Origin of the sequence: Nocardioides marmoriginsengisoli, from assembly GCF_003725695.1 — a bacterium.
GTDB lineage: Bacteria > Actinomycetota > Actinomycetes > Propionibacteriales > Nocardioidaceae > Marmoricola > Marmoricola marmoriginsengisoli.
Map to the genome: position 1 here is coordinate 361,326 of NZ_RJSE01000007.1, position 22,242 is coordinate 383,567.

Annotated in this window: 15 protein-coding genes and 1 tRNA gene; 14 read left to right on the forward strand and 2 right to left on the reverse strand. The window is 70.3% G+C overall.

Going from position 1 to position 22,242, the window contains the following annotated elements:
* Position 1 precedes the first annotated feature (1 nt).
* Positions 2-397 carry a pyridoxamine 5'-phosphate oxidase family protein gene (locus EFK50_RS10370; protein WP_123227488.1) on the reverse strand — a complete coding sequence of 132 codons (396 nt, stop codon included), beginning with the start codon at positions 395-397 and terminating at the stop codon, positions 2-4.
* Positions 398-441: 44 nt separating this feature from the next.
* Complete coding sequence (locus EFK50_RS10375) at positions 442-2,751, reverse strand: DEAD/DEAH box helicase (RefSeq protein ID WP_246004115.1); 2,310 nt, start codon at positions 2,749-2,751, stop codon at positions 442-444.
* 136 nt (positions 2,752-2,887) lie between these two features.
* Between EFK50_RS10375 and EFK50_RS10380 the strand changes: the two genes are divergently transcribed.
* From EFK50_RS10380 to EFK50_RS10445, 14 genes are all read left to right on the forward strand, one after another.
* The gene (locus EFK50_RS10380; protein WP_123227489.1) at positions 2,888-3,223 is read left to right on the forward strand and encodes an STAS domain-containing protein; all 336 of its coding nucleotides are present in this window, start codon (positions 2,888-2,890) and stop codon (positions 3,221-3,223) included.
* A 150-nt stretch (positions 3,224-3,373) separates the two neighbouring features.
* A complete protein-coding gene (locus tag EFK50_RS10385) occupies positions 3,374-5,683 on the forward strand; it encodes a sodium-translocating pyrophosphatase (protein WP_123227490.1) in 2,310 nt (769 codons plus the stop codon).
* Positions 5,684-5,895: 212 nt separating this feature from the next.
* Entirely contained in the window at positions 5,896-7,665 is a 1,770-nt protein-coding gene (locus EFK50_RS10390; RefSeq protein WP_123227491.1) for a hydroxysqualene dehydroxylase, read from the forward strand.
* A 67-nt stretch (positions 7,666-7,732) separates the two neighbouring features.
* Positions 7,733-9,256: a DUF7059 domain-containing protein gene (locus EFK50_RS10395; RefSeq protein ID WP_123227492.1), complete on the forward strand. Its 1,524-nt coding sequence runs from the start codon at positions 7,733-7,735 to the stop codon at positions 9,254-9,256.
* 127 nt (positions 9,257-9,383) lie between these two features.
* Positions 9,384-12,095, forward strand: coding sequence for a type I DNA topoisomerase (gene topA, locus EFK50_RS10400; RefSeq protein WP_123227493.1), 2,712 nt, complete (start codon positions 9,384-9,386; stop codon positions 12,093-12,095).
* Positions 12,096-12,115: 20 nt separating this feature from the next.
* Positions 12,116-12,757 (forward strand): dTMP kinase, encoded by a 642-nt coding sequence (gene tmk / locus EFK50_RS10405; RefSeq protein WP_123228617.1) that lies wholly within the window; start codon positions 12,116-12,118, stop codon positions 12,755-12,757.
* Positions 12,754-13,887, forward strand: a complete 1,134-nt coding sequence (locus EFK50_RS10410; protein WP_123227494.1) for a DNA polymerase III subunit delta' — start codon at positions 12,754-12,756, stop codon at positions 13,885-13,887. Before tmk ends, EFK50_RS10410 begins: the two co-directional genes overlap by 4 nt.
* A gap of 9 nt (positions 13,888-13,896) precedes the next feature.
* On the forward strand, positions 13,897-15,549 hold the full coding sequence (locus EFK50_RS10415) for an alpha/beta hydrolase (protein WP_246004116.1): 1,653 nt from the start codon (positions 13,897-13,899) through the stop codon (positions 15,547-15,549).
* A gap of 67 nt (positions 15,550-15,616) precedes the next feature.
* Positions 15,617-15,689, forward strand: a tRNA-Thr gene (locus EFK50_RS10420).
* A gap of 115 nt (positions 15,690-15,804) precedes the next feature.
* Entirely contained in the window at positions 15,805-17,538 is a 1,734-nt protein-coding gene (locus EFK50_RS10425; RefSeq protein WP_148046117.1) for a metallophosphoesterase family protein, read from the forward strand.
* A gap of 212 nt (positions 17,539-17,750) precedes the next feature.
* Positions 17,751-20,174: a right-handed parallel beta-helix repeat-containing protein gene (locus tag EFK50_RS10430; RefSeq protein WP_123227496.1), complete on the forward strand. Its 2,424-nt coding sequence runs from the start codon at positions 17,751-17,753 to the stop codon at positions 20,172-20,174.
* Between the two features lie 127 nt (positions 20,175-20,301).
* Complete coding sequence (locus EFK50_RS10435; protein WP_123227497.1) at positions 20,302-20,907, forward strand: LPXTG cell wall anchor domain-containing protein; 606 nt, start codon at positions 20,302-20,304, stop codon at positions 20,905-20,907.
* A 139-nt stretch (positions 20,908-21,046) separates the two neighbouring features.
* Positions 21,047-21,580 carry an LPXTG cell wall anchor domain-containing protein gene (locus EFK50_RS10440; RefSeq protein WP_123227498.1) on the forward strand — a complete coding sequence of 178 codons (534 nt, stop codon included), beginning with the start codon at positions 21,047-21,049 and terminating at the stop codon, positions 21,578-21,580.
* Positions 21,581-21,602: 22 nt separating this feature from the next.
* Positions 21,603-22,022: a PaaI family thioesterase gene (locus tag EFK50_RS10445; protein WP_183407762.1), complete on the forward strand. Its 420-nt coding sequence runs from the start codon at positions 21,603-21,605 to the stop codon at positions 22,020-22,022.
* The last annotated feature ends 220 nt before the right edge of the window (positions 22,023-22,242 follow it).

Sequence of the window (22,242 nt, forward strand, 5' to 3'; positions counted from 1 at the left end):
GTCAGCGGACGTTGCCGAGCAGCCGGGTGATCTCGATCCGGACCGCCACCCGCGCCGGGTTCACCCGCGGCACCTTGTACCGCTCGGCGTACCGGCGCTCCGCCTCGGCGACCACCGCGGGGTCGGCGGACACGACCGCACGGCCCTCGACCGTCGACCAGTGCCGGCCGTCCACGCAGCAGACCGCGATCAGGGCTCCGACGTCACCGGTCGCGGCGATGTTGCGGGCCTTGCGGGATTCGCCGGAGGTGATCGCCCAGGCCCGGTCGGCGTCCAGGTCGAGGACGACGCCCATCGGCACGACGTGCGGGGTGCCGTCGGGGCGCAGCGTGGTCACCGTGCAGAGGCGTCGCTCACTCCAGAACTCGGCGAAGGAGGAGGTGCGGGGCAGGATCACCGCGCCATCCTCTCGCACGGCGGCCGAGGTGCGGGTCGCGAGACTCAACCAGCGTGCGCGAGGACCAGGTCGAGCAGCCGGACCGCCCCGGCCTTGTCGAGCGGGTTGTTCTGGTTGCCGCACTTCGGGGACTGCACGCACGACGGGCAGCCCTCGGTGCAGGCGCAGGACGCGATCGCCTCCCGGGTGGCCTCCAGCCACTCGGCAGCGGTACCGAAACCGCGCTCGGCGAAGCCGGCTCCGCCCGGGTGGCCGTCGTACACGAAGACGGTGAGCATCCCGGTGTCCGCGTGCCGGGCGGTCGAGACGCCGCCGATGTCCCAGCGGTCGCAGGTCGCGAACAACGGCAGCAGGCCGATCGAGGCGTGCTCGGCCGCGTGCGCGGCACCGGGGAGATCGTCCGGATCGATCCCGGCATCGACCAGCACGTCGTCCGGGACGGTCCACCAGACCGCCGCGGTCTCCAGGGTGCGTTCCGGGAGGTCGAGCAGGGTCTCGCCGATCACCTCGCCGGTGATCGCCCGGCGGCGCAGGTAGGAGACCACCTGGTGGGTGACCCGGACCGCGCCGAAGCTCAGCCGGACCCGCCCCCAGGTCTCGTGCCGGTGCTCGCCGACGATCGCGATGTCGGTGATCTCGCGGGCCGACGTCGAGTAGTCGACCTCGGCCGCGGTCACCGTCGCCACCGACTCGGCCAGGTCCAGGTCGTGCACCAGGTAGCTCTCGCCCTGGTGCAGGTAGACCGCCCCGGCGTGCGCGGTCCCGTGCGACGAGCCGTGGTCGACGGTGCCGAGCACCCGGCCGGTGCCGGCCTCGACGAGCCGCACCGGGGAGCCGCCGGAGGACCGGATGTCGGCCAGGTCGCTGGCCCGTCGCCGGGCGGTCCAGTACCAGCCGTGGGTACGCCGCCGCAGCAGCCCGGCGTTCGTCAGCGCCTCCACCGCTTCGCGCGCGCCCTCCCCGAAGATGGCCAGCCCGTCCTCGGTCAGCGGTGCCTCGGCCGCGGCGGCGCAGAGGTGCGGGCCGAGCACGTACGGGTTGTCCGGGTCGAAGACGGTCGCCTCGACCGGCTTCCCCAGCAGGTGCTCGGGATGGTTGACCAGGTACGTGTCCAGCGGGTCGTCCCGCGCCACCAGGATGCCGAGCGCGTCGCCGCCCTCCCGCCCGGCCCGGCCGACCTGCTGCCACAGTGCCGCCCGGGTGCCGGGGAAGCCGCCGAGCAGCACCGCGTCCAGCCCGGAGATGTCGATCCCGAGCTCGAGCGCGTTGGTCGCGGCCAGGCCGGTGAGCCGCCCGGAGCGCAGCGCCTGCTCCAGCGCTCGGCGCTCCTCGGGGAGGTAGCCGCCGCGATACGCCGCGACCTGGTCCACCAGGGTGCCGTCGACCTCGCCGAGCAACCGCCGCGCCGTCAGCGCCACCGTCTCGGCGCCGTGCCGGCTGCGGACGAACGCCAGCGTCCGCACCCGCTCGACCACCAGGTCGGTGAGCAGGTCGGCGAGCTCGGCGGTGACCGAGCGGCGTACCGGGGCGCCGTTCTCGCCGGCGTGCGAGACGAACGGCGGCTCCCACAGCGCCAGGGCGACCTGCCCTCGCGGCGAGGCGTCGTCGCTGATCGCCCGCACCGGCAGCCCGGTGAGTCGTCCGGCCGCGACGTCCGGCTCGGCGACCGTCGCCGAGGCCAGCACGAAGGTCGGCTCCGCGCCGTACAGTGCGGCGACCCGGCGCAGCCGGCGGATCACCTGCGAGACGTGCGCCCCGAAGACGCCGCGGTAGTGGTGGCACTCGTCGATCACCACGTAGTCGAGGCCGGCGAAGAACCGCGACCAGCGCTCGTGACCGGGCAGCAGCGACCGGTGCAGCATGTCCGGGTTGGTCAGCACGTACTCCGCGTGGTCCCGGGTCCACTCGCGTTCCTCGGGGCTGGAGTCGCCGTCGTGGGTCGCCACCCGCAGCCCTTCGATCCCGAGTCCGCGGAGGGTGCTCAGCTGGTCCTGGGCCAGCGCCTTGGTCGGTGCCAGGTAGAGCGTGCTCGAGCCGCGCTGCCCGCGGGCGCCGCGCTTCTCGGTGATCGCGGTGAGCGCGGGCAGCAGGTAGGCGAGCGACTTCCCGGAGGCGGTGCCGGTGGAGAGCACCAGGTGGGTGCCGCCGTGCGCGAGGTCGGCCGCCGTCGCCTGGTGCTCCCAGAGCTCGCCGACGCCCGCGCGCTGCCAGGCGCCGGCCACGGCGGGGGAGACCCAGTCCGGCCAGGGCCGGGTGCGCGCCGACCGCGCGGGCAGGACCTCTAGGTGCACCAGTCGCTCGTCGCGCCCGACTGCCAGGCGCTCGACGAGGTGTTCCAACCGGCTGCCGCTCACCCGCTGAGTCTCCCAGCGACGCACGACACCAGCGGTCGCGACCCGGGGTCGCCCTCGGCGGGCGTGGTTCAATGACGAAGCAGGCCGTGCGGCAGCTGACCGCGCGGAACGGGCTGGATCACGCTTGGGAGAGAACGTGGACCTATCTCTGGAGACCCGTCAGGTGGACGGGTGGACCCTCGTCGCCGTAGGTGGCGAGATCGACGTCTACACGGCTCCGAAGCTGCGGGACAAGATCACCGAGCTGGTCAACGCCGGCCAGTTCCAGCTGATCATCGACATGGAGAAGGTCGACTTCCTCGACTCGACCGGTCTCGGCGTCCTCGTCGGCGGGCTGAAGAAGATCCGCGCCCAGGACGGCACGATGTCGTTGATCTGCAGCCAGGACCGGCTGCTGAAGATCTTCCGGATCACCGGCCTCGCCAAGGTCTTTACGATCCACGCCGACGAAGCCGCGGCGCTCTCCGCGTAGCCGCCGCTCGCATTTCGGGCATCCCGCCCGCTCGGTGATCGCTTCAGGTGATCTGGATCACCCCTCCGTCGTGACCCCCCTCACACCTGCGTATAGTCCGCGACGTTTGACAGGTAGTCCTCAGTCCGCCTATCACACCGAGGAGATTTCATGATCGGGCTCGCATCCGACATCACCCCAGATCTCGCTGACGGCAATCTCGTCCTGGTCCTCATCGTCGCCGTGATCGCGCTCGCCGCGCTCGGCATGGCGATGATGTTCCGCAACGAGGTCCTGGCTGCCGGCGAAGGCACCGAGAACATGAAGACCATCGCGAAGGCGGTGCAGGAGGGGGCCAACGCCTACCTCACCCGGCAGTTCCGGACGCTCGGCATCTTCGCCGCGGTCGCGTTCCTGGCGCTGCTCGTCCTCCCCGGTGACGCGGAGGTGCGGATCGGGCGCTCGATCTTCTTCCTCGTCGGTGCCGGCTTCTCAGCCGCTGTGGGTTACCTCGGCATGAGTCTGGCGGTGCAGTCCAACCTGCGCGTCGCCGCCGCGGCCAACGAGTCCGGTCGCGACCCGGCCATGAAGATCGGCTTCCGCACCGGTGCGATGGTCGGCATGCTGACCGTCGGCCTCGGCCTCCTCGGTGCCAGCATCGTCGTCCTGCTCTACAAGGACGAGGCCCCGCACGTGCTCGAGGGCTTCGGCTTCGGCGCCGCCCTGCTCGCCATGTTCATGCGGGTCGGCGGCGGCATCTTCACCAAGGCGGCCGACGTCGGCGCCGACCTGGTCGGCAAGGTGGAGAACAACATCCCCGAGGACGACCCGCGCAACGCGGCGACCATCGCGGACAACGTCGGTGACAACGTCGGCGACTGCGCCGGTATGGCGGCCGACCTCTTCGAGTCCTACGCCGTCACCCTGGTCGCGGCGCTGATCCTCGGCTCGCAGGCGTTCGGCGACAAGGGCCTGGTGTTCCCGCTGCTGATCCCCGCGATCGGTGCCCTCACGGCGGTCCTCGGCGTCTACCTCTGCCGGCCGCGTGCCGGCGAGAACGGCCTGAAGACGATCAACCGGGCCTTCTACATCTCCGCCGCCGTCGGTGCGGTGGCCTCGGTGATCGCCTCGTTCGCCTACCTGCCGAGCAAGTTCTCCGAGTTCGAGAACGTCACCGGCCTCGACATGAGCGGCGCCGAGGGCGACCCGCGGTTGATCGCCTCGGCCGCCGTGGTCATCGGCATCGTGATGGCTGCCGGCATCCTGGCCCTGACCGGCTACTACACCGGCACCGAGTACCGCCCCGTCAAGGACGTCGGCAAGACCTCGCTCACCGGCGCGGCCACCGTCATCCTGGCCGGTCTCTCGGTCGGCTTCGAGTCCGCGGTCTACACCACCCTGGTCATCGGCGGTGCCGTCTTCGGGGCGTTCCTCCTCGGTGGCGCCACGGTCACGGTCTCGCTGTTCGCGGTCGCTCTCGCCGGCTGCGGTCTGCTGACCACGGTCGGCGTCATCGTCGCGATGGACACCTTCGGTCCGGTCTCCGACAACGCCCAGGGCATCGCGGAGATGTCCGGCGACGTCAGCCCGGAGGGGGCCCAGATCCTCACCGAGCTGGACGCCGTCGGCAACACCACCAAGGCGATCACCAAGGGGATCGCGATCGCGACGGCCGTGCTCGCCGCGACCGCGCTCTTCGGCTCCTACTCGACGTCGGTCATCGACGCGGTCCTCGACGCCGGCAAGCTCAGTGCCGACGACGAGTCCGCGCTGAACTTCTTCGTCTACAACCCGGGCGTGCTCGTCGGCGTCCTGCTCGGCTCGGCGGTGGTGTTCCTCTTCTCCGGTCTGGCCATCAACGCGGTGGCCCGTGCCGCCGGCGCGGTCGTCTACGAGGTCCGTCGCCAGTTCCGGGAGATCCCCGGGATCATGGAGGGCACCGGTCGTCCGGAGTACGGCAAGGTCGTCGACATCGTCACGCGCGACTCGCTGCGTGAGCTGGTCACGCCCGGTCTGCTCGCCGTCCTCGCTCCGATCGCCGTCGGCTTCGGCCTCGGCGTCGCGGCGCTGGCCGGCTTCCTGGCCGGTGCGATCGGCACCGGCACCCTGATGGCCGTCTTCCTGGCCAACGCGGGTGGGGCCTGGGACAACGCGAAGAAGCTCGTCGAGGACGGCAACCACGGGGGCAAGGGTTCGCCCGCCCACGAGGCGACCGTCATCGGTGACACCGTCGGTGACCCGTTCAAGGACACCGCCGGTCCGGCGATCAACCCGCTGATCAAGGTGATGAACCTGGTCTCGCTGCTGATCGCCAGCGCCGTCGTCTCGCTGAGTGTCGGCGAAGACCAGAACGACGCCCTCCGGATCGTGATCGCGCTCGCCGCGGTGGCGATCATCGCGGTGGCGCTGTACATCTCCAAGCAGCGTGCGGTGGACCTGGGCGACGATGCGGCCGCGGCCGCGGAGAGCGCCTCGGCTTGATCCCACGATGAACCCGGCTTCGGCCGGCTCGGCCCAGTGGTCGAGCCGGCCGAAGCTGCTTTTCGGTCGCCTCGCGGGTGTCCAGGACGGTGCCCGGAACGTTGACAGTTTCACTGTTAACGTCCTACGTTCATTCGACACCGCTGCCGGGCGGTCGCGCTTCCGGGCGTGTCTACGAAGGAGTCGTCGTGGGGACGAACACCACCTCTGCCATGCCCGCTGTCGATCGTCGTACGGTCCTCCGTGCGGGCACCGCTGCCGGAGCCGCGGCCGTGCTCGTCGGGGCCGGGGCCGCTCCCGGATTCGCCGCCGCACCCGGGCGCCGCGTCACCGTCCTCGGTGGCGGGATGGCGGGCCTCGCCGCCGCCCACGAGCTGGCGGAGCGCGGCTACGACGTGACGGTCTTCGAGCCCACCGCCTGGGGCGGCAAGGCGCGGAGCATCCCGGTCGCGGGAACAGCGGCCGGCGGTCGCCAGGACCTTCCCGGCGAGCACGGCTTCCGGTTCTTCCCGGGCTTCTACCACCACATCCCGGACTCGATGCGGCGTACGCCGTTCGGCTCCAACCCCCACGGCGTCCACGACAACCTCGTCGCCGCCAAGGGCGGCAAGTTCTACCGGGGCGGCGACCGAGCCGACGCCTTCATCTTCGGCATCGGCCCCGACCCGCAGGCGCTGCTGACCGTCGACGGGCTCCGCCGCTTCCTGATGGAGAACCTGAAGGGGCAGGCCGTCCCGCCCGACGAGCTCGTCTACTTCGTCACCCGGCTGCTGGTCTTCCTCACCAGCAGCACCGAGCGCCGCTTCGGCCAGTGGGAGAACATGAGCTGGTGGGACTTCGTCGGGGCCGCCACCCGCTCGCCCGACTACCAGCACGTGCTCGCCGCCGGCCTGACCCGCAACCTGGTCGCGGCCAAGGAGACCCTCGCCAGCACCCGCACGATCGGCAATATGGGCGAGGCCTTCGTCTACAACATGTTCGGCAAGGGCAACGACGGCGCGCTCGACAGGATCCTGAACCTGCCCACCAACGAGGCCTGGATCGACCCGTGGACGGCGCACCTGCGCACCCTCGGGGTCACCTTCGTCTCCGGGTACGGCCTGGCGTCGTACGAGATGGGCGGCGGGAAGATCCGCGCGGTCAACGTCGTCGACCGGGCTGGGAACAGCTACCGCCACGAGTCGGACTTCTTCATCAGCGCGATGCCGGTCGAGAAGGCGCGGACGTTCTGGACGAACGAGATGCTCGCCGCCGACCCGAGCCTGGCCAACCTCGACCGGCTGCAGACCGACTGGATGGTCGGGATCCAGTTCTTCCTCAAGAAGAAGGTCGACCTCGCGCCGGGCCACCTCACTTTCATCGACTCGCCGTGGGCGCTGACTGCGCTCTCCCAGGGCCAGTTCTGGAAGAGCCGGAACTTCGCAGCCGACTACGGCGACGGCACCTCGGTCGACTGCCTGTCGGTGGACATCTCCAACTGGGACGCCAAGGGGATCCTCTACGGCAAGACCGCCAAGGAGTGCTCGCCGCAGGAGGTCGCCAACGAGGTGCTGGCGCAGATCCGCTACCACGACACCCCGGCCGCGCAGCTCGGTCCGGACGTGATCGGCTCCTGGCACCTCGACCCCGGCGTGACGTACGACGCCGGGACCGGCCGGAACGCCAACGAGACCCCGCTGCTGGTCAACACTGCCGGGTCGTGGAAGGACCGTCCCGCCGGTCCGACGAAGATCCCGAACTTCTTCCTCTCCGGGGACTTCTGCCAGACCGGCATCGACCTGGCCACGATGGAGGGCGCCAACGAGTCCGGCCGCCGGGCCGCCAATGCCATCCTGGCCGCCACCGGATCGAACGCCGCCCCGGCGAAGACCTTCAAGCTCTGGGAGAACCCGTCCCTCAAGCTGCTCAAGCAGACCGACGCCGCGCTCTACAAGGCCGGTCTCCCGAACGCCCTCGACCTCCGGTTCAAGGGTCGTTACTAGGTCGAGTGGGCCCGTGGTGACGGCCCACTGGGCCGTCACAACGGGCCCACTCAACTAGCCTTCGTCGGTGACCACTGAACTGACGGGGCGGCTCCGGGACGCGCTCGGTGCTGCCGACTACACCTACGACGCCGTCGCCGCCCTGATCGGTACGACGGCGCAGGCGGCCCTCGGCCGCAACGAGACCACCCCGGGGCTCCGGGCCACGACCGGCGGCAGCCCGCTGGAGACGCTGACCCGGATCTGGCTGCTCCAGGCGACCGTGCCCGCGGAGGCCGCCGAGCGGGCGCTGCCTGGACTCGTGGACGAGCTCTGCGCCGCCGGGATCCTGGAGCGGTCGCTCAGCGAGGTGGCCGCGCGGGTCGACCTGCGTCCGTACGGGACCGACGGCGGTACCGACGGCGGCGGCAACCTCTGGGTGGCCAGCGACCTCACGCCCGGCCTCGACGGCGGACCGCAGCGGGTCGGCCCCGACCACGTCCTCGGGATCAGCCCGGCCGCGACGTCGCTGGCCGAGCTGACCGTGCGCGCGCCGGTCGCCAGCGCGCTCGACCTCGGTACCGGGTGCGGAGTCCAGTCGCTGCACCTCGCCGAACACGTCGACCGGATCGTCGCCACCGACGTCAACCGGCGGGCGCTCTGGCTGGCCGAGCTCAACGCCGGGCTGAACGGGATCCCGACCGGCACGGGCGCGGGGATCGAGATCCGCGAAGGCAGCTTCTTCGAACCGGTCGCCCAGGACCGCTTCGACCTGATCGTCACCAACCCGCCGTTCGTCATCTCGCCGGCGACCGGCGAGCGGCTCGTCTACCGGGACTCCGGCCTGCCCGGCGACCGGGTCGTCGAGCACATCGTCCGCACCATCCCGCGCCACCTCACCCCGGGCGGAACCGGCCAGGTACTGGCGAACTGGGCGATCCTGCGCGACCAGCAGTGGGACGAGCGGCTGGCCGGGTGGATGTCGCCCGGGTGCGACGCCTGGGTGGTGCAGCGTGAGGTCCTGGACCTGCCGTCGTACGTGGAGCTCTGGCTCAAGGACGCCGGCTTGCACCCGTCGACCGGCTCGGGGTCGGCGGCCGAGTACTTCGACCGCTACGACACCTGGCTCTCCTGGTTCGAGGAGCAGCAGATCGAGGCGGTCGGCTTCGGCTGGATCAACCTGCGCGCCAGCGGCGCCGAGACACCGGACCTGCGCCTGGAGGAGTGGCGCTGGGACGTCGAGCAGCCGCTGTCGCGCGAGAACGCCGCGCACTTCGACCGGATCGCCGAACTCCGCGCCCTGACCGACGCGGAGCTGCTCGGGAGCCGGCCGCGGCTGCGGGTGGACGTCGTCCAGGAGACGTTCGGGCCGGCCGGTGCCGATGACCCGAGCCAGATCGTGCTGCGCCAGCAGACCGGGATGCGACGGGCCCGCCAGGTCGACACCGTCGAGGCGGCCTTCGCCGGGGCCAGCGACGGCGACCTGACGGTCGGGCAACTCCTCGCCGCGATCGCCACGATCCTCGACGAAGGTCCTCTCGACAGCCGTCTCGGCGACGTCCGGGAGCTCGTCGCCGACGGTTTCCTGGAGCTCGACGCGCCCCGAGACTAGACCAGCGCGCCGGGATCTCCCCCGTAGGGGGAAGGGCGGTCAGGCCGGACTGCCTACTTGCCAGAGCGGACGTCCGCGCTACCTTGTTGCCGGCAACCCGCCATAGAAAAGAAGGATCCGAGCACCCGTGGCACACAAGCTTGTCATCGTCGAGTCACCGGCCAAGGCCAAAACGATCCAGGGCTACCTGGGTCGTGGCTACGTCGTGGAGTCGTCGATCGGTCACATTCGCGATCTCCCGCAGACCGCGGCCGACATCCCGGCGAAGGTCAAGGGCGAGCCCTGGGCCCGCCTCGGTGTCAACGTCGACGACGGCTTCAAGCCGGTCTACGTCGTCTCCCGCGACAAGAAGGCGCACATCACCAAGCTCAAGGGCCTGCTCAAGGACGCCGACGAGCTCTACCTCGCCACCGATGAGGACCGCGAGGGCGAGGCGATCGCCTGGCACCTCCTCGACGAGCTGAAGCCCCGCACCGACCTGCCGGTGAAGCGGATGGTTTTCCACGAGATCACCGAGGCCGCGATCCAGGCCGCCGTCGAGACCCCGCGCGAGATCGACATGGACCTCGTCGAGGCCCAGGAGGCGCGCCGCATCCTCGACCGGCTCTACGGCTACGAGGTCTCCCCGGTGCTGTGGAAGAAGGTCATGTCCGGCCTCTCCGCCGGCCGGGTCCAGTCGGTCGCGACCAGGTTGGTCGTGGACCGCGAGCGCGAGCGGATCGCGTTCCGGCTGGCGTCGTACTGGGACCTCGAGGGGACCTTCGACGCCGGTGCCGACCACGAGCAGCGGATGTTCCCGGGCAAGCTGCACAGCATCGACGGCGTCCGGGCGGCCCGCGGTTCCGACTTCGGCGACGACGGACAGCTGAAGTCCGAGGGCAAGGTCGTCCACCTCAACCAGGCGAAGGCCGAGGCGCTCGTCGAGGCGCTGCACGACACCGACTTCACGGTGCGCTCGGTCGAGTCGAAGCCGTACACCCGCAAGCCGTACGCGCCGTTCCGCACCACGACCCTGCAGCAGGAGGCCAGCCGCAAGCTCGGCTTCAGCGCCTCGTCGACGATGTCGGTCGCGCAGCGGTTGTACGAGAACGGCTACATCACCTACATGCGTACCGACTCGACCACGCTGTCGGACACCGCCCTGAACGCCGCCCGGACCCAGGCCCGTGAGCTGTACGGCGCCGAGTACGTCCCGGACGCACCGCGCGTCTACGCCTCCAAGGTGAAGAACGCCCAGGAGGCGCACGAGGCGATCCGCCCGGCCGGCGACAACTTCCGGACGCCCGCGCAGACCGGTCTCACCGGCGACCAGTTCCGGCTCTACGAGCTGATCTGGATGCGCACGATCGCGTCGCAGATGAAGGACGCTGCCGGGAACTCGCTGACCATCCGGCTCGGCGGCCCGTCCGCCTCGGGGGAGGACGTTGTCTTCACGTCCAGCGGTCGCACGATCACGTTCCACGGCTTCCTGAAGGCGTACGTCGAGGGCAACGACGACGCCGACGCCGCGCGCGACGACGCCGAGAGCAAGCTCCCGAACCTGACCGAGGGCGCGGCGGTCAGCGCCGCCTCCCTCAAGGCCAGCGGCCACGAGACGAAGCCGCCGGCGCGCTACACCGAGGCCTCGCTGATCAGCGAGCTCGAAGGCCGCGAGATCGGCCGGCCCTCGACGTACGCCTCGATCATCGGCACCATCCTGAACCGCGGCTACGTCTACAAGAAGGGCACCGCGCTGGTTCCCGCATGGCTGGCCTTCTCGGTGATCCGGCTGCTGGAGAGGCACTTCGAGCGGCTCGTCTCCTACGAGTTCACGGCCGGCATGGAGCAGGTGCTCGACGAGATCGCCGGTGGTCGGAAGGACCTGCCGACCGAGCTCGGTGAGTTCTACTTCGGCAGCGACAACGTCGAGGGCCTCAAGCGGCTGGTCACCGAGCTCGGCGACATCGACGCCAAGGAGCTCGCGACGTTCCCGGTGCTCACCCCCGCCGGCGAGCCCAGCGGCATCGACCTGCGGGTCGGCCGCTACGGCCCGTACGTCGAGGCCGCCGCTCCGGACGGCGAGGAGGGCGACGGCGTACCGGCCCGCGGGAACGTCCCCGAGGACCTGCCGCCGGACGAGCTCACCGAGGCGAAGGCGCGCGAGCTGCTGGCCAACCCGGCGGGCGCCGAGCAGGAGCTCGGCAAGGACCCGGAGTCCGGCAACCTGATCGTCGCCAAGAACGGCCGCTACGGCCCGTACGTGACCGAGGTGCTCCCCGAGGACGCGCCGAAGAAGCAGAAGGCGCGTACCGGCTCGCTGTTCAAGTCGATGAACCTGGAGACCGTCACGCTCGAGGACGCCCTGCGGCTGCTGTCGCTGCCCCGGGTGGTCGGCACCGACGCCGAGGGTGTCGAGATCACCGCGCAGAACGGCCGCTACGGCCCGTACCTGAAGAAGGGCACCGACTCGCGCTCGATCGAGACCGAGCAGCAGATCTTCGACCTGACCCTGGAGCAGGCGCTGGCGATCTACGCCCAGCCCAAGCAGCGCGGCCGCGGTGCCGCGAAGCCGCCGCTCAAGGAGCTCGGCCCGGACCCGGTCTCCGGGCAGCCGGTCGTGGTCAAGGAGGGGCGCTTCGGTGAGTACGTGACCGACGGCGAGTACAACGCGACCCTGCGCAAGGACGACACCGTCGAGGCGATCACCCTGGAGCGGGCGGCCGAGCTGCTGGCCGAGCGTCGGGAGAAGGGGCCGGCCAAGAAGGCGGCGAAGAAGACCGCGAAGAAGGCCGCCAAGAAGACGACCAAGAAGGCGGCGGCGAAGAAGACCACCAAGAAGGCCGCCGCCAAGAAGTCGTAGGTCGCGAATAGGGTGTGCAGGTGTCCTCGCCCGCGTACTCCGACTCCGGTCTCTTCGTCTGCTTCGAGGGCGGCGAGGGCGGTGGCAAGTCCACCCAGGCCGAGCTGCTGGCGCAGTGGCTGGAAGGCGACGGCCGGGAGGTCGTGCTGACCCACGAGCCGGGTGCGACCGAGGTCGGCCAGAAGGTCCGGCAGATCGTGCTCAGCCCGGAGACCGGTCACCTGGACGACCGCACCGAGGCGCTGCTCTACGCGGCCGACAAGGCCGAGCACCTCGACAAGGTCGTCGTCCCGGCACTGCAGCGTGACGCGGTGGTGATCACGGACCGGTACGTCGACTCCTCGCTCGCCTACCAGGGCGCCGGTCGTGCGCTGGAGGTCGCCGAGCTCGAGGACATGCTGCGCTGGGCCACCAGCAACCTGCGACCGCACCTGACGATCCTCCTCGACCTCGAGCCGAGCGCGGGCCTGACCCGGGTGGACGAGCTGGTCGCCGGGCGCGACCGGATCGAGGGTGAGCCGCTGGAGTTCCACCACCGGGTCCGCCAGGGGTTCCTCGACCTCGCCGCCGCCGACCCCGAGCACTACTTCGTCCTGGATGCGCGTGGCTCCGTGGAGGAGATCGCCGCCGCGATCCGCGAACGCGTCGGAGCCCTGCTGTGAGCGTCTTCGACGACCTGGTCGGGCAGGCCGCCGTGATCGAGACGCTGCGCCGCGCCGTCGCCGGCGACATGACCCATGCCTGGCTCTTCACCGGTCCTCCGGGATCCGGCCGCTCCAACGCCGCCGTCGCCTTCGCGGCCGCGCTCCAGTGCGAGCAGGGCGGCTGCGGGCAGTGCCACTCCTGCCACGAGGTCGCGGTCGGCACCCACCCCGACGTCCGGGTGACCCGGACCGAGAAGCTGTCGATCGGTGTCGACGAGGTGCGCGAGCTGGTGCGTTCCTCGGCGCTGGCGCCGGCCGGCCGGCGCTACCAGGTGATGATCGTCGAGGACGCGGACCGGCTGACCGAGCAGGCTGCCAACGCGCTCCTGAAGACCATCGAGGAACCCACCGAGCGGACCGTCTGGTTGCTCTGCGCACCGACCGTCGAGGACGTCCTGCCGACGATCCGGTCCCGGACCCGGCTGGTGGTGCTCGCGACCCCGAGCAGCGCCGACGTCGCCGAGTTCCTGGTCCGCCGCGACGAGGTGGACGACGAGACCGCGCTGTACGCCGCCCGGGCCAGCCAGGGTCACATCGGCCGGGCACGGGCGCTGGCCCGTGACGGCGACACCCGCCGCCGGCGTCGCCAGGTCGTGGAGTTCCCGGTACGGCTGACCACGCTCGGTGCCTGCATGAAGGCGGCCACGACGCTGCACGACCTGGCCAAGGAGGAGGCGGACGCGCTCACCGGCCAGCACGACGCCAAGGAGCGCGAGGACCTCGACCGGGCGTACGGCGTGGTCGAGCGCGGACGTCGCCCCCGGGAGTACGCCCCGGCGCTGCGCGACCTGGAGAAGTCCCAGAAGACCCGGGCCAAGCGACGGCACCTGGACGTGGTCGACCGCGGCCTGATGGACCTGGTCTCGATGTACCGGGACGCGCTGACCGTGCAGCTCGGCGCCAGTGCCGAGATCGTCAACGAGGAGGTGCGCGGCGACGTCGAGAAGCTGGCGGCGGCCACCACCCCGGAGGACAACCTGCGCCGGATCGACGCGGTCTTCGTCGCCCGGGAGCAGATGCTCGAGTTCAACGTGCCGCCGATGCTGGCGCTGGAGTCGCTGATGATGGGGTTGCGGGTCGCCACCTAGGCTCTACGCATGTCGTTCCCCCCGCCCGGTCCGCCGGCTCCGCCGTCCGCGCCGATGCCGCCGGAGCAACCGCACGGGACGCCGCCCGCGAAGCAGCGCAGCGCGGTCCTGGTGGGCGTGCTGATCGGGGTACTGGTGTTCGCGCTGATCGGCCTGGTCGTGGTCGGCGCCAAGGTGATCTCGAACGCGCTCGACCAGGACGACGCGTCCGCCGAGAGGCCGTCCCCGAGCGCGAGCCCGAAGGAGCCGCTGCCGGCCACCGATCCGAAGCTGGCGGCGTACTACGACCAGAAGCTCTCCTGGCGCGGCTGCGGCAGCAACGACTGCGCGACGCTCCAGGTCCCGCTCGACTACGCGAAGCCGGCCGGCGAGAAGGTCGGGATCGCGGTGTTGAAGGTGCCCGCCGGCGACCGGTCCGAGCGGGTCGGGTCGCTGGTGGTGAACCCGGGGGGTCCCGGAGGATCCGGCGTGCAGTTCGCGGCCGCCGGGAAGTACCAGTTCGGCAACGACCTGGCCGACCACTTCGACATCGTCGGCTTCGACCCGCGCGGGGTCGGCCGCAGCGACCCGATCACCTGCGGCGGCACCAGTGAGCTCGACGAGCTGATGGCGATGGACCCGGACCCGGACGACGAGGCCGAGCGGGACCGGATGACGGCGCTGACCCGGCAGTTCGGCAACTCCTGCGTCGCGGGGAGCGGCGACCTGGTCCAGCACATCTCCACCCAGGAGGCGGCGCGGGACATGGACATCCTGCGGGCAGCTCTCGGCGAGCCGAAGCTCGACTACTTCGGCTTCTCCTACGGCACCTACCTCGGGGCGACGTACGCCGAGCTGTTCCCGACGAACGTGGGCCGGTTCGTCCTCGACGGTGCCGTCGACCCGTCGCTGTCGAACGCGGAGCTCTCGCTGGAGCAGGCTCGCGGTTTCGAGACCGCGCTGCGCGCCTACGTGAAGGACTGCGTCGACGACGACGGCTGCATCCTCGGCTCGACCGTCGACCAGGGCACCGCGAGGATCCGGGAGCTCCTCGACCAGCTGGAGAAGGAGCCGTTGCCGACCGGCGGTGACCGGGAGCTCACCGAGGGCCTCGGCATGATGGGGATCTGGCTGCCGCTGTACGCCAAGGAGCGCTGGCCCGACCTCACCGACGCCCTGACCCAGGCGATCGAGGACGACCGCGGCGACGACCTGCTCGCGCTCGCCGACCTGTACGCGTCCCGGGGTGACGACGGCTACACCGACAACTCGATGGCCGCGCTGCTGGCGGTGAACTGCCTCGACCACGGCGACTCCATCGCCACCGAGGCGGTGCCGGCCGAGTTCGCGAAGTTCGAGGCGGCCTCGCCGACCTTCGGGCGGGCGTTCGCCTTCAGCCTGTCGACCTGCTCGAGCTGGCCGGTCAAGCCGGTCGAGCCGGAGCTCGCGCTGACGGCGAAGGGGGCGCCGCCGATCGTCGTGATCGGGACCACCCGCGACCCGGCCACCCCGCTGGTCTGGGCGCAGGCGCTGGCCGCGCAGCTCGACTCCGGTCAGCTGATCACCCGCGACGGCGACGGGCACACCGGCTTCCGCCAGGGGAGCGAGTGCGTCGACGACGCGGTGCAGGGGTGGTTGGTCTCGGGCCGGGTCCCGAAGCCCGACCTGAAGTGCGGACCCTGAGTTTCGTCCGGGCGGACGCCCGCCCCTATACTCGTCCGGCGTGCCCGGCTTCACGGCCGGACATTGCGCCGCCTTAGCTCAGTCGGTAGAGCATCTCACTCGTAATGAGAAGGTCGTCAGTTCGATTCTGACAGGCGGCTCCGGTTTGGAATGGCTCCTCGGCTGGCCTCGCGCTGGTGGCTGGGATGGCAGCGCGTAGTCGGCTCCTCGGGCTGGCCTACCCACCACTCCTGCGATGCCTGGGGGCGATCGGGCATGATCGGCGCAATGGGGAACCTGCGGGAACGGCTGCGGCTGAGGGCGGTGCTGACGGCTGCCGCCGTGCTGGCGGCGATCGCGGTGGTGGCGGCCCCGTTCGCGGCGGAGCAGGCGGTCGAGCGGGTCCGCTTCGACGACCGCCTGGGCACGCTGCCCGTGGAGGTCTCGCTGTGCCACAACGGTTACTCCACCGTCGACACCGGGATCCTCGGCTCGGTCTACTGGCAGCGCACCGGCATGTTCGGCTTCGGCGCCTGCATCCGGGTCACCGAGCCGCCCGAGGCCGGCGGCACGCTGTCGTCGTACGTCGATGAGTCCTTCGTCCGGACCAACGCCGAGCTGATCAACGATCCGGACGAGATCGCGGCCGCCTACGGGCACGAGTTCAGCCGCGGATTCCGCCGCGAGTTCCTGCGCACCGAGGCACTGCTCGTCGGGGTCGGGCTGCTGGTCCTGGTGGCCGTACGGCGACGCACGCCCCCGAAGGACGAGGACCGGATCCCGTGGTGGGGCGAGCGGATCGCCCGGCGCCTGGCCCCGTGGCCGGTCGCGCGGATCGCGTTGTGGTCGGTGCTGCTGATCCTGCTCGGCACCACCGCCTCGGCCGTCGTGGCGACGTACTCGTTCAAGTCCTGGTCCGGCAGCAACGCCGTCGGCACCACGTACCCGCTCCCCGCGGTGGCCGGCCTGAGCTTCAGCAGCCCGCAGACCCGTGAGGTCGCCGGCCAGGTGCAGCCGTTCATCGAGAAGAACTACGACCGGCTGCGCGAGCGCGGGAAGGAGTACGAGGACACCGCGACCGCCTCGTTCACGACGGCGCTCGCGGCGCGACGCTCGGAGCTGCTTCCGCGCGGAGGCGAACGGGTGGTGCTCGCCGAGGCCGATCCCCAGGGCAGCCTGGTCGGCACCGCGGTCCGGACCCGGCTGTACCCGATCCTGGTCGAGGCGCTCGGCAAGGACGCGATCGTGCTCCGGACGATCTCCGGCGACATCACCTCCAACGGCACCGTTGCGGAGGACGCCTTCGTGCGCAAGGAGGCCCGCAGCAGCGGCGACATCCCGACCGTGGCCGCCGCGGGGGACCACGACTCGGAGACCACGGTGGACCAGCTGAAGGAGTACGGCGTCGAGGTCCCGGACCTGGAGACGATCACCGTCGGCGGCCTCCGGGTCAGCGTCGGCAACGACCCCGAGTTCAAGACCCTCTTCGGCGGCTCGGTCACCAACCCGTCCGGGGTCAGCGAGGAGGAGCTCGGCGAGCGGCTGCGGAAGGCGGTGGATCCGGATCGTGCGGGCATCGTGGTGCTGCACCAGGCCGACGCCGCGGCGGCGTACCTCGGGTTGAGCAGCCTGAACGAGCTGTCCCTCGGCCACGAGACCGTCCCGTACGACGACGGCATCCCCGACGTTCCTCCCGGGACCGTCGACGTCGGTCACTCGCACCGCTCGATCGGCCCGTTCGTGGTCTGGAACACCGACACCGACGACGTCACCTGGACCGTGGTCGACCGGCTGGGCACCTCCGGCGGAGCGGAGAACAGCCCGACCTTCAATCGGTTCTCGACGCCGTTCTCGACGCCGTTGAAGCCGATCGACGTGCGGTTGCAGTACTTCGACGAGGCCACCGGCCTGCAGACCGGCTACGCCACGATCAGCATCGACCCGGCCGGAAAGGCCACCATCAGCGAGCGCACCGACGTCGGCCTGCCGCTCGGCGACTCGACGCGCTGACGAGTCCGTACGCCGAAGGACGACGGCGCGGAACGGAATGCCGCGTGTCACCACCTTGGGGGACATTTCTCCACCGAATCGGCGCGACGGGAGAAATCTGGGCTTTTCGACCGGGGAAGCGGTGATAGATCTGGCCGCCCTCCATCACCACATCGAAAGGCCTGGTCGTCATGACATGGCAACGCACTCAGCCTCGCAGCTCCGGATTGTGGGTGGGCGTTCGCCTGTTCACGGTCGCGTCGCTCGCGAGCGTCGGCCTCGTTTCGGTCGCCTTCACGTCCCCGGCTTCTGCCGCCACCAACAAGATCATCACCGTCGACTCGCTCGCCTGGGCCGCCGACGCGACCTCGGGTGACGAGGTCTGCGCCACTGCCGCCGACGAGTGCACCCTGATGGCCGCGGTCCAGACCGCCAACGAGACCGCCGCCGACCCGGCGTACGACGGGATCGAGATCGTCTTCGACGACGGCCTGTCCGGCCAGGTGACCCTCCCCAACGCCGGCCCGGTGATGGCGAGCACCAGCTTCTCGGTCACGGCCGCGGTCAACGACTACACCGACCCGTTCGGGTCGTTCCTCGTCGTCAACGCCGCCCAGCCGGTCACCATCGACTTCGACGACCGGATCCAGCTGATCTCGGACGGCGACGCCGGCTACGCGGGCATCACCATCAAGTCCCGCGACGTCACGCTGACGAACTTCAGCAACATCCGCGCCGGCGAGAGCGGCGTCCTGGTCGCGGGGAAGAACGCCACCATCAGCAACGGCTCGTTCTCCGACCCGGGCTCGGTCATCCAGGAGGCCGGCATCTCACTGACCGACGGAGCCGACGGCACCACGATCGACAACGTGGTCTTCGACAGCAACTTCCGCTTCGGGATCTACGTCGACGACTGCAGCACCGTGAAGAACACCACGGTGACGGGCAGCACCTTCCAGGCCACCGAGCAGTGGGGCGACATCTGGGTCGAGTTCGGGTGCAGCGACGCCGACCAGACCGTGGTCTCGAACTTCACCGTCGACGACTCCACCTTCAGCAGCACCGGCATCTGGTCCTCGATCGGCCTGCGGGAGAACTCCACCGAGACCGACTTCGTGGTGAAGGACTCCGAGTTCACCGGCGCGGACGAGGAGGTCCTCTACCTCTTCGACACGATGACCACCGACGGTCTGACCCTCGAGGGCAACACCTTCACCGGGACCCGCCCGGTCTGGAACGAAGAGGGCAACGCGACCCACACCGACACCCGGATCGTCGACAACACCTTCACCGAGCAGCTCGCGCACTCGATCGTGATGCGCAACGCCAAGCACGTGGACAACGTGATCTCGGGGAACAGCTTCCTCAAGCAGCGTGTCGGCATCAACACGACCATCTGGCTGACCCGCCAGGCCGGGCGCGGCGATGTCGGCAACGTGGTCGAGGACAACCTCTTCGACCAGGGCGCCCCGGGTGACCCGGCCTCGCAGGACCCGAACCGCTGGGCGATCTTCGGTGAGCTCGACGCCGACGCCCCGGGTGGCAACAGCGGGTGGAGCCTGCTGAACAACCGGATCGACAACTACGGCAACGGCGGCAGCGACGCTCCGATTCGCATCGCGTTCGCCGGCACCAAGGTGCTCGGCAACACCTACGGCCAGAACACCCAGGGCACGACGGTCGCCGAGGAGAGCGAGCTGGGCGGCAACTGGTTCGTCTGGAACGTCGGCACCGCCAACGCCCGGATCCAGACCTGGCGTCCGGCCAAGGCCCGGTTCACCGGCGGCAAGGTCTCCTTCGACGTGGCGCCGGTCGACAACGGCCAGCCGCAGCCGACCCCGCCGGTCAACCTGCACGTCTACTGGACCGCGGACGACAACGCCGAGGAGTACCTCGGCAAGATCGAGAACGTCACCGCGGCCGGCCGGGTCTCGATCCCGACCACGCACAACTCCGGTTTCGTGCGGATCCAGACCGAGGGCGGCGCCTCCGGCTTCACCTCGCAGTACTCGGGTGTGGCCGAGGTGCTCGGTGACACCGACGGCGACGGGATCGCGGACGCCGACGAGGTGGCCCTCGGGACCGACCCGAACAAGGCCGACACCGATGGCGACGGCTTGTCCGACGGCGTCGAGATCACCGGTCCGGGCCTGTGCACCACCGGCACCAACCCGCTGAAGAAGGACTCCGACGGCGACGGTCTGGGCGACGGTGCGGAGGTCAAGGGCATCACGATCAACCAGGTCGTGACGACGCTCGCCGGCCGGCCCCGCGCTGGCAAGAAGATCGGGCTGGTCAGCACCAACCCGTGTGCCGCGGACACCGACAAGGACGGTCTGACCGACAAGCAGGAGGTCACCGGTTCCAAGATCAAGCAGCGCGTCCACCGCTCCAAGAAGAACGGCGGCTGGTACACGATCGGGCTCCGCAAGACGAACCCGCTGGTCAAGGACACCGACCGGGACGGTCTGACCGACAAGCAGGAGATCACCGGCAGCGCCAACAAGACGAAGAAGGCGCAGCGCAAGTCCGACCCGACCCGGGCCGACACCGACTGGGGTGGCGCCAGGGACGGTGCCGAGGTCCGGTACGGCAGCGACCCGGCGTACGCCGGCAAGCGCAAGCCGGGCGCGCGGACCAGCAGCGTCGCCGACTGATCGAACGCCTTCACCTCGTAGGGCATCGGTACCTCGGTACCGGTGCCCTACGGGCGTTCCCGGGCAAGATGAATTCATCGCGAACTCGCCCCCGGGTGCGACCCGGCGCGCCTAGCGTTGGCGGACCATGACGTACAGGCGCGCAGCACTCGCAACCGTTCTCCTCCTGATCGGCCTGCTCGTGCCCGCGCCCGCCCAGGCCGCCGAGAAGCTCCGCCTCACCGTCGACCGCCACGTCCTGTACGGCGGCCAGCAGCTCGTCGTGACCGCTCGGTCTTCCGTGGACTGCGGCTTCGCGGTGACCTGGGACGGCGATTCCCGTGGGGGCACCGGCCGCGTCCTGGTGGCGGCGTTCACGGCTCCGACGGTCACCCGGATCACCCGGATCAAGGTGCACGCGGCCTGCTTCCTCGGCACCGGGCCGAAGGCAAAGCCTGCCGCCGCACCGGCCCGCGGATCGGCCGGGCCGCGCCAGCGGCTGACCGTCACGGTGCCGACGTCGCTGCGCCGTACGGTGGTCGTCACGGTGCTCCCGCGCGGCAGTGCGGTGAGCCCGCCGGACACCGGCGGCGGCACCGTGCTGCCGAGCACCGGCGGCCCGGACCGCCTGCTGATCCTGCTCGGCCTCGGCTCGGCACTCGTCGGCGCGGGCTTGGTGGCAACGTGCCGAAAGCGGGCGAATCACCCAAAAGAGATGAAAGCGGCATTTAGCGCTATTCAATTCACCCCGTGATTGGTTTCACGAAATGCCTGTCCTGGAAATTGGCTCTGAATGGGGCTGAGGCAGTAGCGTTTGCACCACGGTGTCGCAAATATGTGGTGTGTTCGCGTTACCGCAATATGGATGAATTGATCTCGTGGGGGTAGCGCAAATGAAGAAGCTCGCATCGTTCGGCCTGATGGTCATGATCGCGGCGCTCGTCGCAGTCGGCTTCGCGCCGGCCGCCAACGCCTACCCCGACAACCAGTTCAACCTGACCGTCGACCGCCAGGTCATGTACGGCGGCGAGTCCTTCACCGCGACCGCCACGTCCAACGTGGTCTGCGACTGGACCCTCGAGTGGAACGGCGTCGTCCGCACCAAGACCGACCCCGCGATCTTCCAGACGACGTACAAGACCCCGGTCGTCACCAAGATCACCAAGATCCCGCTGCACGGCACCTGCGCGTACGACGACGGCTCGCCGCGCCTGGCCGCCAAGTCCGCGCGCGCCGCGAAGGCCGCCACCTGGTCCAAGACGATCATGATCACGGTGCTCCCGCGCGGCAGCGCCGTCTCGCCTCCGGGTGAGAACCTCCCGAACACCGGCGGCCCGAACATGTGGCTGCTGCTCGGCGGCCTGGGCGCCGTGCTCGCCGGTGCCGGCGTGGTCGTCGTCTCGCGTCGCCGCGTCCAAGAAGCCTGACCGGCCCGGTCGCGACCTGCCCGTGACGCGACGCTTCGAGCTGAGCCCGGACGTCCCTGCACCGGGTCCGTTCTCGGCCCTGCTCGGCTTCCGGTACATCAGCATCGCCGGTGGCGTCGCTGTCGTGGAGGCGGATCCGACGACCGAGCACTGCAACGCCGGCGGGATCGTGCACGGCGGATTCCTGAGCTCGATGCTCGACACCACGACCGGCTGGGCGGTGCACGCCCAGCTGCCGCCCGGGACCGCGGCGCCGCACGTCCAGCTGAGCGTCCAGTACGTGCGCGCGGCCCTGCCCGGCATCACCTTGGTCTGCACCGGGACCGCGTCGGCGGTGGGCCGGCGGATCGCCTCGACCGACGCCGAGATCCTCCAGGACGGGCGACTGATCGCCCGCGCGGTCGCCAGTCACGCCGTGCTCGCGGCTCCCGCGCAACCCTGACGGATTCCCTAATTCTCCGGCAACCCGACTAGACCGGTCGGGCTGACTGGAGAATTTCGTGGACTGCGCGACGGCCGATGCGAAACCCTCAGCAGGACCTCGTTGCCCCTCCCGGCCGGTTTGCCCGGATTTCATCGGACTAGGGCCGTAACGGGGTGGCCCTCACGTCGTTAAAGGGGTCACGGGGAAAGACTTGACGTGCTGAATGCCCTTGCAGGAC

What these genes read in the sequence shown, in the direction of transcription:
- EFK50_RS10385 (WP_123227490.1), top strand. Translation starts at nt 3,374, where the DNA reads ATGATCGGGCTCGCATCCGACATCACCCCAGATCTCGCTGACGGCAAT.
- EFK50_RS10390 (WP_123227491.1), top strand. Translation starts at nt 5,896, where the DNA reads ATGCCCGCTGTCGATCGTCGTACGGTCCTCCGTGCGGGCACCGCTGCC.
- EFK50_RS10415 (WP_246004116.1), top strand. Translation starts at nt 13,897, where the DNA reads ATGTCGTTCCCCCCGCCCGGTCCGCCGGCTCCGCCGTCCGCGCCGATG.
- EFK50_RS10425 (WP_148046117.1), top strand. Translation starts at nt 15,805, where the DNA reads ATGATCGGCGCAATGGGGAACCTGCGGGAACGGCTGCGGCTGAGGGCG.
- EFK50_RS10435 (WP_123227497.1), top strand. Translation starts at nt 20,302, where the DNA reads ATGACGTACAGGCGCGCAGCACTCGCAACCGTTCTCCTCCTGATCGGC.
- EFK50_RS10440 (WP_123227498.1), top strand. Translation starts at nt 21,047, where the DNA reads ATGAAGAAGCTCGCATCGTTCGGCCTGATGGTCATGATCGCGGCGCTC.